11 protein-coding genes are annotated in these 12,000 nt (G+C 72.0%); 3 read left to right on the top strand and 8 right to left on the bottom strand.

Annotation, left to right across the window (positions count from 1 at the left end; genetic code table 11):
* Positions 1–155 precede the first annotated feature (155 nt).
* Positions 156–617, top strand: a complete 462-nt coding sequence (locus ACFYZA_RS24575) for a MaoC family dehydratase (protein ID WP_100577022.1) — start codon at positions 156–158, stop codon at positions 615–617.
* Positions 618–706: 89 nt separating this feature from the next.
* Here ACFYZA_RS24575 and ACFYZA_RS24570 read toward each other — a convergent pair whose 3' ends face one another.
* The 3 genes from ACFYZA_RS24570 to ACFYZA_RS24560 form a co-directional block, all read right to left on the bottom strand.
* Entirely contained in the window at positions 707–1,342 is a 636-nt protein-coding gene (locus ACFYZA_RS24570; protein ID WP_382592702.1) for a TetR/AcrR family transcriptional regulator, read from the bottom strand.
* Positions 1,343–1,414: 72 nt separating this feature from the next.
* Positions 1,415–1,747 (bottom strand): YiaA/YiaB family inner membrane protein, encoded by a 333-nt coding sequence (locus tag ACFYZA_RS24565; protein ID WP_388492800.1) that lies wholly within the window; start codon positions 1,745–1,747, stop codon positions 1,415–1,417.
* A 102-nt stretch (positions 1,748–1,849) separates the two neighbouring features.
* A complete protein-coding gene (locus tag ACFYZA_RS24560) occupies positions 1,850–3,001 on the bottom strand; it encodes an acyl-CoA dehydrogenase family protein (protein WP_382592696.1) in 1,152 nt (383 codons plus the stop codon).
* A 66-nt stretch (positions 3,002–3,067) separates the two neighbouring features.
* Between ACFYZA_RS24560 and ACFYZA_RS24555 the strand changes: the two genes are divergently transcribed.
* Entirely contained in the window at positions 3,068–3,748 is a 681-nt protein-coding gene (locus tag ACFYZA_RS24555) for a TetR/AcrR family transcriptional regulator (RefSeq protein ID WP_388492798.1), read from the top strand.
* Between the two features lie 66 nt (positions 3,749–3,814).
* A complete protein-coding gene (locus ACFYZA_RS24550; RefSeq protein WP_388492796.1) occupies positions 3,815–4,825 on the top strand; it encodes a DMT family transporter in 1,011 nt (336 codons plus the stop codon).
* 128 nt (positions 4,826–4,953) lie between these two features.
* Here ACFYZA_RS24550 and ACFYZA_RS24545 read toward each other — a convergent pair whose 3' ends face one another.
* The 5 genes from ACFYZA_RS24545 to ACFYZA_RS24525 all read right to left on the bottom strand — a co-directional run bounded on the left by ACFYZA_RS24545 (position 4,954) and on the right by ACFYZA_RS24525 (position 11,994).
* Entirely contained in the window at positions 4,954–6,033 is a 1,080-nt protein-coding gene (locus ACFYZA_RS24545) for a Zn-dependent alcohol dehydrogenase (protein ID WP_388492795.1), read from the bottom strand.
* Between the two features lie 44 nt (positions 6,034–6,077).
* Positions 6,078–7,472 carry an aldehyde dehydrogenase family protein gene (locus ACFYZA_RS24540; RefSeq protein ID WP_388492794.1) on the bottom strand — a complete coding sequence of 465 codons (1,395 nt, stop codon included), beginning with the start codon at positions 7,470–7,472 and terminating at the stop codon, positions 6,078–6,080.
* A gap of 92 nt (positions 7,473–7,564) precedes the next feature.
* Complete coding sequence (locus ACFYZA_RS24535; protein ID WP_388492793.1) at positions 7,565–8,947, bottom strand: CitMHS family transporter; 1,383 nt, start codon at positions 8,945–8,947, stop codon at positions 7,565–7,567.
* A 122-nt stretch (positions 8,948–9,069) separates the two neighbouring features.
* The gene (locus ACFYZA_RS24530) at positions 9,070–11,295 is read right to left on the bottom strand and encodes a molybdopterin oxidoreductase family protein (protein ID WP_388492791.1); all 2,226 of its coding nucleotides are present in this window, start codon (positions 11,293–11,295) and stop codon (positions 9,070–9,072) included.
* A gap of 78 nt (positions 11,296–11,373) precedes the next feature.
* Positions 11,374–11,994 (bottom strand): TetR family transcriptional regulator, encoded by a 621-nt coding sequence (locus ACFYZA_RS24525; RefSeq protein WP_382592676.1) that lies wholly within the window; start codon positions 11,992–11,994, stop codon positions 11,374–11,376.
* Positions 11,995–12,000 lie beyond the last annotated feature (6 nt).

The following is a 12,000-nucleotide window of genomic DNA, read 5'->3' as shown; positions in this document are numbered from 1 at the left end:
CTTCGGCCGTGCCCGCTGCCGCACCCGCTGCCGTACGTCGTTGACAGGACCGGCGGCCCCAACCATGCTGAGCTAGCTGAGCAAGCGCTTGTACATGTGCTTGCGCATGCTTGTAGATGACGGCGAGAGCGTCGCGAGAGGCAGGGACCAGGGACATGGCAGAGCCGAGGATCTTCACGTCCGCCGAGGAGCTGAAGGCCGGTGTGGGCGAGCAGCTCGGGCACAGCGACTGGCTGGAGATCGACCAGAAGCGCATCGACCTGTTCGCCGACGCCACCGGTGACCACCAGTGGATCCACGTCGACCCGGAGCGGGCCGCGTCCGGACCCTTCGGGACGACGATCGCGCACGGCTACCTCACGCTGTCGCTGCTGCCGACCCTGGTGCCGCAGGTGCTGCGGGTCGAGGGCATGAAGATGGGCATCAACTACGGCACCAACAAGGTCCGCTTCCCCTCCCCCGTGCCGGTCGGCTCGCGGCTGCGCGCGACGGCGGAGCTGACGGAGGTCGTGGAGGCGGGCGGCGGCGTCCAGGTCACGGCGAAGGTCACCGTCGAGCGCGAGGGCGGCGACAAGCCGGTGTGCGTGGCCGAGTCGGTCTCGCGCTACTTCTTCTGAGCGGAGCCACCGGATCAGCTTGGAGCCACCGGATCCGCGCGGCTGCCCCGGGCCCGGCCGGTCTTCACGACGCGGCCGGGCCCGGTCCGCTACTTCTGGGCCCCCACCATCCGCAGGACGAGGTCGGCGTAGAGCGCGCCGACCTCGTCGGGCGTCCGGCGGCCCTCGGTGTTGAACCAGCGGGCCACGTCGATGCAGAGCGAGAGCACGGCGAGCGTGGTGCCGGGCACGTCCGGCACGTCGAACTCGCCCGCCGCCACCCCCTCGTTGAGGATGCGGCGCACCGCGGCGTCGCTCTGCCTGCGCAGTTCCACGATCTCGGTGCGGTGCTCGGCGCCGAGCGCGTCGAGCTCGTACTGGACCACGCGGGCCGTCATGTGGTGCCCCGCGTGCCAGCGGACGAAGGAGCGCACGGCGGCGGAGAGCCGGTCGGAAGCGCTGCCCTCGCCCTCGGCCGCTGACCGCAGGATCTCCAGGGCCTTGTCGTGCCCGATCCGGCTGATCCGGTGGAGCAGCTCTTCCTTGGTCTTGTAGTGGATGTAGAGCGCGGCCGGGCTCATGCCGGCCCGGCCCGCGATGTCCCGGGTCGTGGTGGCGTGGTAGCCGCGCTCGGCGAACGCCTCGACGGCGGCGACGAGCAGCCTCCTGGCGGCCTCGGGCGTGACCTCGCCCCACGGCTTCTCCTCGCCGCCGGCCGTCTCTTCGGTCACATCAGCCGTATCCATCGCTCGCCCCTTCCGTCCGTCAGCGCTTTTGTTCAGCGGGACGAACACCATACCCCGAGGGTGAGCAAGCGCTTAGAGCCTGTCCGGCGGGTCCGGCCGCCTCCCGGACGGCCCGGCCTGGAGCTTCTGGAAGGGGTCGTGCTCGGCGAGGAGCTTCTCCAGCCGGGCCTGGTCGACGCGGCTGACGATCTGGCCGGCCTCCTGGCGGTCCCTGATCACCTTGGCCAGGGTGAATGCGGAGGTGACGAGGTAGAGGACCGCAATGGCGAGGAACGCGCGGACCCAGGAGTCCGCCTGGAGGCGGAGGATGCCGATCGCGGTGGCGCCGAGCGCGATCGCGAAGGCGGCGACGGCCTGTCCGTAGTACGCCGCGGTGTTCTGCTGCTTGACCGGTGTCTCACTCATGGCGACAGCATGGAGCGGATGGGGCACGCGCCCCATCCGCTCTCGTACTCAGTACGTACTCAGCCGCCCGGGCCCCGCGGGACGCGGCGGGCGCGCCTGGGGTCAGAAGGCCGAAATCCCGGTCTCCGCACGGCCGATGATGAGCTTCTGGATCTGGCTGGTGCCCTCGTACAGGGTCATCACGCGGGCGTCCCGGAGCAGTTTTCCAACCGGGTACTCGTCGATGTAGCCGTAGCCGCCGAAGACCTGGAGGGCGTTGTTGGCGGCCCGTACCGCCGCCTCGGAGGCGAACAGCTTCGCCTTGGACGCGGCGGTCGCGAAGTCCTGGCCCCGGTCGACGAGGTCGGCGACCCGCCAGGTCAGCAGCCGGGCCGCGTCCACGTCCACCGAGATGTCGCTGATCAGCTCCTGGACGAGCTGGTAGTGCGCGATGGACTTGCCGAACTGCTCCCGTTCACCCGCGTACCTGACGGCCGCGTCCAGGGCGGCCTGCGCGATGCCGACACAGCCCGCCGCGACCGACATACGGCCCTTGGCGAGCGCCGACATGGCGATGGAGAAGCCCTTGCCCTCGGGGCCGAGCAGCGCGGCCGCCGGGACCCGAACGTCCTCCAGGACGAGCTCGGCGGTGGCCTGGCCGCGCAGGCCGAGCTTGCCGTGGATGGTGCGCCGGGTGAGGCCGGGGGTGTCGGTGGGGACCAGGAACGCGGAAACGCCCCGGTGGCCCGGGGTGTCGTTGGTCCGGGCGAAGAGCAGCACCACATCGGCCCAGGTGCCGTTGGTGATGAACATCTTGGCGCCGTTGATCACGTAGTCGTCGCCGTCCCGGACCGCCCTGGTGGCGAGGTTGCCCGCGTCCGAGCCCGTGCCCGGCTCGGTGAGGCCGAAGCAGCCGATGGCGTCGCCGGAGGTGAGCCGCGGCAGCCAGGCGCGCTTCTGCTCCTCGCTGCCCCACGACGCGATGGTCTTGGTGACCAGGCCGAGCGAGACCGAGACGATGCCGCGGACCGACGAGTCGCCGCGGCCGAGTTCCTCGGTGACCAGGCAGTAGGCGAGGTGATCGCCGCCCGAGCCGCCGTACTCCTCGTCGATGGTGAGCCCGAGGAAGCCGAGCGCGCCCAGCTTCTTCACGATCGACTTGTCGACGTTCTCGGCGCGGTCCCACTCGATGACGTGCGGGGTGATCTCGCGCTCGACGAACTCCTCGGCGAGCTGTCGGACCGCCGCCTGTTCCTCGCTCAGCTCCAGGTTCATGCTCGCTGCACCCCAAATTTAATTACCACTGCTAGTTTTTGGTTGGCAGGCCCTACTATGTGCCGCATGGCCCGACCGCGCAAGCCCCTCCTGAGCACCGACCGCATCGTCGCGGCGGCGAGCGCGCTCGTGGACGCGGAAGGCCTCTCGGCCGTGTCGACCCGGCGCCTCGCCGCGGAGCTCGGAGTCAGCGGGCCCTCGCTCTACAACCACTTCCGCACCAAGGACGAGATCCTGGAGGCCGTGGCCGACGCCACCTCCGCCCAGGTCGACCTGTCGATGTTCGACGCGGACGACCGGCGCGACTGGCGTACGTCCCTGCACGACTGGGCGCTCGCCTACCGCTCGGTGCTCACCCGCCACCCCAACATCGTTCCGGTGCTCGCCCAGGGACCCGGCCGCCGCCCGGCCGGGCTCCGGCTCGCGGACGCGGTGTTCGGCGAGATGGTCGCGGCGGGCTGGCCGCCGGCCCAGGCGACCCGGATCGGCGCGCTGATGCGGTACTTCATCATGGGCTCGGCGCTCGGCTCGTTCGCCCGCGGCTTCGTGGACGACGAGGCCGCGTACGACCCGGCGGACTATCCGCACCTGGGCCAGGCGCACCTCCTCGCCGAGCGGCAGCAGGAGATCGACGAAGGCGCCTTCGAGACGGGGCTGCGGGCCCTGCTCGACGGGCTCCTCCTCCAGTACGAGGCGCTGGACGATCAGCCGCACCCGTCGAACTCGGCCCTGCCGAAAGGGAGTTAGGGGCACCCCCCTGGGCCGCCCGGAAATTCGGCCGGGTTCTCGGCACCGTGCGCCTACTGTCCTCGCATGACCATGACGAACTTCTCGCCCGAGCGCCGTTCCGCCCGGCTCGCCCTGGCCGCGGTGGCGGTCTCCGTGGTGCTGTGGGCCTCGGCCTTCGTGTCGATCCGCAGCGCGGGCGCCGCCTACTCCCCCGGCGCGCTCGCCCTCGGCCGGCTGCTCGCCGGCACGCTCGTGCTGGGCCTCCTGCTCCTGATACGCCGTGAGGGGCTGCCGCCACGGGGTGCCTGGCCGGGCATCGTGGCGTCCGGCGTGCTGTGGTTCGCCTGCTACATGGTGGCCCTGAACTGGGGCGAGCAGCAGGTCGACGCCGGTACCGCGGCGATGATCGTGAACATCGGGCCCATCCTCATGGCGCTGCTCGCGGCCCGCTTCCTCGGCGAGGCGCTGCCGCCCCGGCTGATCGCGGGAATGGCCGTCTCCTTCGCGGGCGCGATCACCGTGGGGCTCTCGATGTCGGGCGACGGGCACGCGTCGGTGCTCGGGGTGGTCCTGTGCCTGGTCGCGGCGGCCACCTACGCGGCCGGGGTCGTGCTCCAGAAGCCCGCGCTGCGGCACGGCAGCCCGCTCCAAGTGACCTTCTTCGCCTGCCTGGTGGGCACCCTGGCCTGTCTGCCCTTCAGCGGGCAGCTCGTCTCGGAGGCCTCGCACGCGCCGGCCTCGGCGACCCTCAACATGGTCTACCTCGGCGTGTTCCCGACCGCGCTCGCCTTCACCACCTGGGCGTACGCGCTGGCCCGCACCTCGGCGAGCCGGATGGGGGCGACGACGTACGTGGTGCCCACGCTGGTCGTCCTGATGTCCTGGGCGGTCCTGCACGAGGTTCCGGCGGGGCTCACGCTGGTGGGCGGCGCGGTGTGCCTGGCGGGCGTGGCGGTCTCCCGCTCCCGGCCCCGGCGCGCCGCCGGGGCCGCGGTGGGGCCCGTCGCGGCCGCCGGGGGGCCCTCCTTGCCCTCGCCCGAGAGCTCGGGGCAGCCCGGCCCCGTGGAGCCCGGTCCTGGCGAGCGGGTCAACTGAGGTTTTCCTGAAGGCAGTTGTCGGGGTGCGGACCGTGCGCGACTGGTCACGCCGACGCGGCGGAGCCGCACATGTCACGGCCCCGCACTCCTCAGGCGCTGGGGCCGCACCCCTGGAACACCGCGCCCCTAGAACACCACCAGCGCGCGCCCTCCCTTGCCCGCCAGCATGTTGTCGAAGGCTGCCGGGATGCCGTCCAGGGCGATGCGCTCGGAGACCAGGGAGTTCAGGTCGAGGCGGCCCGCGCGGATGTGGTCGGCCAGGACCGGGAGGTCGGTCGCGGGGTCGCAGTTGCCGTAGACGCAGCCCGCGAGCGTGCGGCCCCAGTGGAAGATCTCCAGGGCGTTGAAGGTGACCTGCTGGTCCTTGCCGCCGATGCCGACGACCGTCGTGCGGCCGCCGCGCCGGGTCGACTCCCACGCGGTACGGATCGTGACGGCGCGGCCCACGCACTCGATGGCCACGTCCGCGCCCTGGCCGCCGGTGAGCCCCCGGATGTCCTTGGCCGTGGTCCCGGACGCGACGACGAAGTCGGTCGCCCCGGCCTCGCGGGCCAGTTCCTCCTTGTCCGGGGAGACGTCGACGGCGATGATCTGCCCCGCGCCCGCGATCCGGGCGGCCTGGAGGGTGGCCAGGCCCACGCCGCCCGCGCCGAACACCGCGACCGTCTCGTCCGGCCGCACCTTCGCCGAGTGGTGGATCGCCCCGTACCCGGTGAGCACCGCGCAGCCGAGCAGCGCGGCCTCGGTGAGCGGGACGCCGTCGGGGAGCGGGATGAGGCAGTTCTCCGCGACGACGGTCTCCTCGGCGAACGCGGCCACGTTCAGGCCCGGGTGCAGCTCGGTGCCGTCGGCGGTGTGCGCGTACACCGAGCCCGCGCCGTTCAGCGCGTTGACGCAGAGCCACACCTCGCCGAGCGAGCAGGGGTGACAACTTCCGCAGGACGGAGCCCAGTTGAGGACGACCTCGGCGCCGGGCGCGACGGAGGTCACGCCCTCGCCGACGGCGACGACCGTGCCCGCGCCCTCGTGGCCGAGGACGGCCGGGACCGGCACCCGCATGGTGCCGTTGGTGAGGGAGAGGTCGGAGTGGCAGACCCCGGCGGCGGCCAGGCGGACCCGCACCTGGCCGGGGCCCGGCGCGGGCAGGTCGATGTCGGTGATCTCCAGCGGAGAGCCGACGGCGGGCAGTACGGCGGCGCGAACCATGGCGTGCGTGCTCCTGAGCGGTGGGAAGGGAGGCGGAGTGGGCTTCAGAACTGGAGCGACTTGGTCTGGAGGTACTCGGTCAGACCGTGCACGCCGAGCTCGCGGCCCACGCCCGACTGCTTGTAACCGCCGAAGGGGGCAAGGGGGTTGAAGCGTCCGCCGTTGATGTCGACCTGGCCGGTGTCCATGCGCCGGGCGAAGGCCACGGCCTCCGCGTCGTCGCCCGCCCAGACCGCGCCGGCCAGTCCGTACACGGTGCCGTTGGCGATGCGCAGGGCGTCGTCCTCGTCCTCGTACCGGATGATCGAGACGACCGGGCCGAAGATCTCCTCCTGGGCGATGGTCATCTCGGGGGTGACGTCCGCGAACACCGTCGGCGAGACGTAGTAGCCCTGTTCCAGGGGCGCATCGGCGCCGCCCGCGACGACGCGCGCGCCTTCCTGGACGCCCTTCTCGATGTAGCCGCGTACGCGCGCCAGCTGCTTGGCGTTGACGAGCGGGCCGACGCGGTCGCCGACCGGGTACTTGGCCGCGGCGGCCGATGCCAGCTCCACGGCCTCGTCGTACCGGTCGGTGTGGACCAGCATCCGCGTCCAGGCGCTGCACGTCTGGCCGGAGTTGCTCATGACGTTGGCGACGCCGACGTTGACGGCCTTCGCGAGATCGGCGGAGGGCAGGATGACGTTGGCGGACTTGCCGCCCAGCTCCAGGGCGACCCGCTTGACGGCGGACCCGGCCGTGGCGCCGATCCGCTTGCCGACGGCGGTCGAGCCGGTGAAGGAGACCAGGTCGACCCCCTCGTGCTCGGCGAGCGCCTGGCCCGCGACCGGGCCGAGCCCGGTGACCAGGTTGAACACCCCTGCGGGCAGGCCGGTTTCATGCACGGCCTCGGCGAAGAGCTGCGCGGTCAGGGGCGTGTCCTCGGCGGGCTTGAGGACGACCGTGCAGCCCGCCGCCAACGCGGGGGCCACCTTGTTGACGATCTGGTGCAGCGGATAGTTCCAGGGCGTGATCGCGCCGACGACGCCGACCGGCTCCTGGTAGACGGTGGAGTTCCCGACCTTCTCCTCGAAGGCGTACGAGGCGGCCAGGTCGGCGTAGGAACCGGCGATCGCGATCGGCAGGCCCGTCTGCACGGCCTGCGCGAACGGGAGCGGGGCGCCCAGTTCGGCGCTGATGGTCTCGGCGATCTCGTCCTTGCGCGCGACCAGGCGGTCCCGCAGCGCCGCGAGCCTGGCGGCGCGCTCGGCGGGCGGCGTCGCGGCCCAGGCCGGGAGGGCCGCGCGGGCGGCGCGTACGGCCGCGTCGACGTCCTCGGCCGTACCGGCCGGGACCTCGCCTATGACCTGCTCGTCGACCGGGTTGAGCACCGCGATGGTGTCGCGCCCCGCGGCGGCCCGCCATTCGCCGTCGATGTACATGCCGTCGTGGGCGTTCATCACATTCCTCCCGAGCTGAGCCGGCGTCGTCGTCCGCCGCTCAAACTAGCGCCGTTAGTTTTCTGACGCCAGGGGCCCCCGTCGGGCCCGGCTCAGATGATGCCGAAAAGGATGCCCGAGCCGAGCACCACCAGACAGGTCAGGGCCGCCCATTTCACGGTGAACCGGGTGTGGTCGCCGAACTCCACCTTGGCCATGCCGACCAGGACGTACACGGCGGGGACGAGCGGGCTGGACATGTGCAGGGCCTGGCCGGCCAGGGAGGCGCGGGCGATCTCCAGCGGGGAGACGCCGTGTGCGGCTCCGGCCTCGGCGAGGACGGGCACGACGCCGAAGTAGAAGCCGTCGTTCGACATGAAGTAGGTGAGCGGCAGGCTGAGCACCCCGGTCACCAGGCCCATCTGCGAGCCCATGCTGTCCGGCACCACGCCGACCAGCCAGTCCGCCATGTGCTTGACCATGCCGGTGCCGTTGAGGACACCGGTGAAGACGGCCGCCGCGAAGACCATGCCGGAGACGTTGACGACGTTGTCGGCGTGCGCGGCGATCCGGGCCTTCTGCGCCGGGATGTGCGGGAAGTTCACGGTCAGCGCGAGGGCCGCGCCGATGAGGAAGAGGACCGGGATCGGCAGCCACTCCATGATCATGGAGGTGAGCAGGACGACGGTCAGGAGCGCGTTGAACCAGTACAGCTCGGGGCGCAGCGTCTCGCGTGCGGAGTCGAGCCCCTGGAAGTCGTCGTCCCCCTCGGGGGCGTCCGCACCGGCGCCGCCGCCCGGGGCGCGCGGGGTCTCGCCGGGACCCCCGGCCCCGACGAGCACCGTCTCGGTCTCCGGCTCCAGGACCTTGTCGAGGGACAGGTAGCCCACGCGCTTGCGCTCGCGCATGCCGAGTACGTACGACAGGACGAGGACGGCGACCAGGCCGGTCGCGAGCGCGGGGATCATCGGCACGAAGATGTCGGAGGCGTCCAGCTTCAGGGCGGTCGCGGCACGGGCGGTGGGGCCGCCCCAAGGGAGCGTGTTCATCACGCCGTTGGCGGTCGCCGCCACGCCGGTCATCACCACGAGGCTCATGCCGAGCCGCTTGTACAGCGGGTACATCGCCGAGACGGTGATCATGAACGTGGTGGAGCCGTCGCCGTCGAGCGAGACGATCGCGGCGAGCACGGCGGTGCCGACGACCACCCGCATCGGGTCGGCCTTGCAGAAGCGCAGGATGCCTCGCACGATCGGGTCGAAGAGGCCCACGTCGATCATCACGCCGAAGTAGATGATGGCGAACATGAGCATCGCGGCGGTCGGCGCGAGCGAGCCGACACCGCTGATGACGTAGTCGCCGAGATGGGCTCCCTTGCCGACGAGGACGCAGAAGAGAGCGGGGATCAGAACCAGCGCCGCGATGGGCGACATCTTCTTCAGCATGATCAGGACCAGGAAGGTCGCGATCATGCCGAAGCCGAGGATGGTCAGCATTCAGGACACCTAACGTTCACCCTTGAACTGGCGCCGGGGGCCGGCGGTGCGGATGACGTTAGGTCGCCGTTTCAATCCTTAACAAGATGTTGACACCTGAGCAATACGAGCAAAACTCCAGGTCACGATAGGGGTACGAGTTCGACGGGGAAGCCGTTGAGCACGGCGGTGCCCGACAGCGGGTCGAAGCGCGAGCCGTCGAGGAGCTGGTTGACGTTGACCCCCGGCCGGTCGGCGGCCACCGCGAGCCGGCTGCCGGGGCGGCTGTGGCCCCAGCCGTGCGGCAGGCTGACCACGCCCCTGCGCACGCTGTCGGTGATCTCCACGGGGGCCGCGACCGCACCCCCGTCCGCCGTGATCCGTACGCCGGCGCCGTCGGTGAGGCCGAGCCGGGCCGCGTCCTCGGGGTGGATCTGGAGGGTGCAGCGGTTGGAACCCCCGTTCAGCGCGGGGATGTTGTGCAGCCAGCTGTTGTTGGAGCGCAGATGACGCCGGCCCACCAGGACCAGCGCGGCGGGCCGTTCGTCGAGGGCGGCGCGCAGCCGGGGCAGGTCGGCCGCGATGGGCGCCGGGAGCAGTTCGATGCGGCCGCTGCGCGTCCTGAGCACCTGCGGCAGACGCGGCTTCAGCGCGCCGAGGTCGATGCCGTGGGGGTGCGCGAGCACGCGGTCCAGGGTGAGCCCCTCGGGGTCGGCGCCGAATCCGTCGCCGTAGGGGCCGAGCCGCAGCATGAGGTCCAGGCGGCGCTCGGGGCCGCTCGCGCCGGTGAGTTCCGCGGCGAGCGCCGTCGCGTCGCGGCCGTGCACGGGTGAGTGCGGGTCGGCGACGGCCTTGGCCAGGGTGCGCTCGACGACCATCGCGTCCACGGCGGCGGGTTCGGCGCCGTGCAGGCCGCTCACGGCGAGCACGAGCCGGGCGTGGATCTCGCACTCGTCCATGCGCCCCTCGGCGAGCGGCACGGCGGGCCGGGTGTAGCGGACCTGGTTGCGGACGGCGAAGCCGTTGAAGGCGAAGTCGAAGTGGGCGCTCTGCGAGGGCGGCGGCGGGGGCAGCACGACATCGGCGTGCAGCGAGGTCTCGTTCAGGTAAGGATCGATGCTGACCATGAAGTCGAGCCCGGCAAGGGCCCGGTCGAGCCGGTCTCCGTCGGGCGCGGAGAGCACCGGGTTGGCGGCGGAGGCGATGAGCGCGCGGATCCGCCCCTCGCCCGGCGTCTCGATCTCCTCGGCGAGGGCGGCGAGCGGCAGTTCGGACTTCACCTCGGGGTGGCCGCCGACCCGGCTGTGCCAGCGCCCGAGCGCGAAGCCCTTGCCGGGGCCTGCCGGGCCGGGCGCCCGGTCGGTGGCGGAGAGCGGGAAGAGCGCGCCACCGGGCCGGTCGAGGTTGCCGGTCAGCACGTTGAGTACGTCGACGAGCCAGCTGGCCAGGGTGCCGTGCTCGACGGTGCAGCTGCCGATCCGGCCGTATACGGCGGCGGTGGGGGCGGCCGCGAGTTCACGGGCGATGGCCCGGATGGTCTCCGGTTCCACATCGCAGACCGGGCCGACCGCCTCGGGCGTGAACTCCCTTGTGGCAGCGGCCACTTCGGGCACGCCCTGGACCTGCGCTTCGAGCGTGCCGAGTGCGGTGAGCTTCTCCTCGAAGAGCACCTGGGCGATCGAGGCGAGCAGCAGGGCGTCGGTGCCGGGCCGGATCGCCACGTGCCGGTCGGCGAGCTTCGCGGTGCGGGTGCGGCGCGGGTCGACCACGGTGAGGGTGCCGCCGCGCCTGCGCAGGGCCCGGAGCTTTCCGGGGAAGTCCGGTGCCGTGCACAGGCTGCCGTTGGACTCCAGCGGGTTGGCGCCGAGCAGCAGCAGGTGGCCCGCGCGGTCGAGGTCGGGCACCGGGATGGCGAACGGGTCGCCGAACAGGAGCCCGCTGGAGACGTGCTTGGGCATCTGGTCGAGGGTGCTCGCGGTGAAGAGGTTGCGGGTGCGCAGCGCGCCGAGCAGGGCGGGCGGGTAGAGAGCGCCGGCCATGGTGTGCACATTGGGGTTGCCGAGGACCACGCCGACCGCGTCCGGCCCGTGCTCCTCGACGATCGCCGGCAGGCGGGCCGCTATCAGGTCGAAGGCCTCGGCCCACGTGGCCGGCACCAGCTCGCCGTCGCGGCGCACGAGGGGCGTCGCGAGCCGGTCGGGGTCGGCGTCGATCTCCCCGAAGGAGGCGCCCTTGGGGCAGACGAACCCCTGGCTGAACACGTCGTCCGCGTCCCCCCGGGCACCGGTGACCCGCGTGCCCTCCACGGTGAGGCTCAGCCCGCAGGTGGCTTCGCAGAGCGGGCAGATACGCAGGGCGGTGCGGGACATTCGTCCTCCCGGGGCGACGGCGCGCGAGCCCTTGGAGCATACCGACCGGTAGGCATGTCCGGGAGGTCCCGGCCGGGGTCAGTCCAGGGTGCGGGCGAGGTAGGCGTGAAGGAGCTGCCGGGTCTCCGCCACGATCTTGGGGTCGCCCTGCGGGTCGGTGCGGAAGGCCAGGCGCAAGGTGGCGTCGGCCGCCTCCACCGCGACCAGGATCACCCGGCGCAGCTCCGCGTCCAGGGTGCGGCCGAACTGGGCCGGAAGCAGCTCGGCGAGGCGGGCGGCGAGGAGGTGGTTGGCGTCCGCGTCCGGGTCGGGCACCGGCTGGGGGCCGCCGAAGTCGACCAGGTTGAACCCGGGCACCGTCTGCTTCAGGACGAGGTACTCGTCCAGGACCGCGTCGACGGCGCCCCGCCAGTCGGCCGCCTCGATCGTTTCGAGACGGGCGTTGATCATGCCGGCGTAGCGGTCGAGGTTGCGGGCCGCGAGGGCCTCGGCCATGGCGCGCTTGTTCCCGAAGAAGCGGTAGACCGAGCCGATCGGCACCCCGGCGCGCTGGGCGACGGCCCGCGTGGAGAGGTCTTCGTAACCGGTCTCGTCGAGGAGTTCGGCACAGGCGTCGAGTATCCGGGAGAGCCGCTCGGCGCTGCGCTGCTGGACGGGCGCCCGGCGGAGATTGGCGTGGAGATCAGGAGCAGGAGGCACCCGACC

It is taken from the genome of Streptomyces sp. NPDC001828, assembly GCF_042892175.1.
GTDB lineage: Bacteria > Actinomycetota > Actinomycetes > Streptomycetales > Streptomycetaceae > Streptomyces.
This window is presented reverse-complemented; position numbering and strand designations above follow the sequence as displayed.

Coding starts and splice junctions, on each gene's coding strand:
- ACFYZA_RS24575 (WP_100577022.1), top strand. CDS start 156: ATGGCAGAGCCGAGGATCTTCACGTCCGCCGAGGAGCTGAAGGCCGGT.
- ACFYZA_RS24570 (WP_382592702.1), bottom strand. CDS start 1,342: ATGGATACGGCTGATGTGACCGAAGAGACGGCCGGCGGCGAGGAGAAG.
- ACFYZA_RS24565 (WP_388492800.1), bottom strand. CDS start 1,747: ATGAGTGAGACACCGGTCAAGCAGCAGAACACCGCGGCGTACTACGGA.
- ACFYZA_RS24560 (WP_382592696.1), bottom strand. CDS start 3,001: ATGAACCTGGAGCTGAGCGAGGAACAGGCGGCGGTCCGACAGCTCGCC.
- ACFYZA_RS24555 (WP_388492798.1), top strand. CDS start 3,068: ATGGCCCGACCGCGCAAGCCCCTCCTGAGCACCGACCGCATCGTCGCG.
- ACFYZA_RS24550 (WP_388492796.1), top strand. CDS start 3,815: ATGACCATGACGAACTTCTCGCCCGAGCGCCGTTCCGCCCGGCTCGCC.
- ACFYZA_RS24545 (WP_388492795.1), bottom strand. CDS start 6,033: ATGGTTCGCGCCGCCGTACTGCCCGCCGTCGGCTCTCCGCTGGAGATC.
- ACFYZA_RS24540 (WP_388492794.1), bottom strand. CDS start 7,472: ATGAACGCCCACGACGGCATGTACATCGACGGCGAATGGCGGGCCGCC.
- ACFYZA_RS24535 (WP_388492793.1), bottom strand. CDS start 8,947: ATGCTGACCATCCTCGGCTTCGGCATGATCGCGACCTTCCTGGTCCTG.
- ACFYZA_RS24530 (WP_388492791.1), bottom strand. CDS start 11,295: ATGTCCCGCACCGCCCTGCGTATCTGCCCGCTCTGCGAAGCCACCTGC.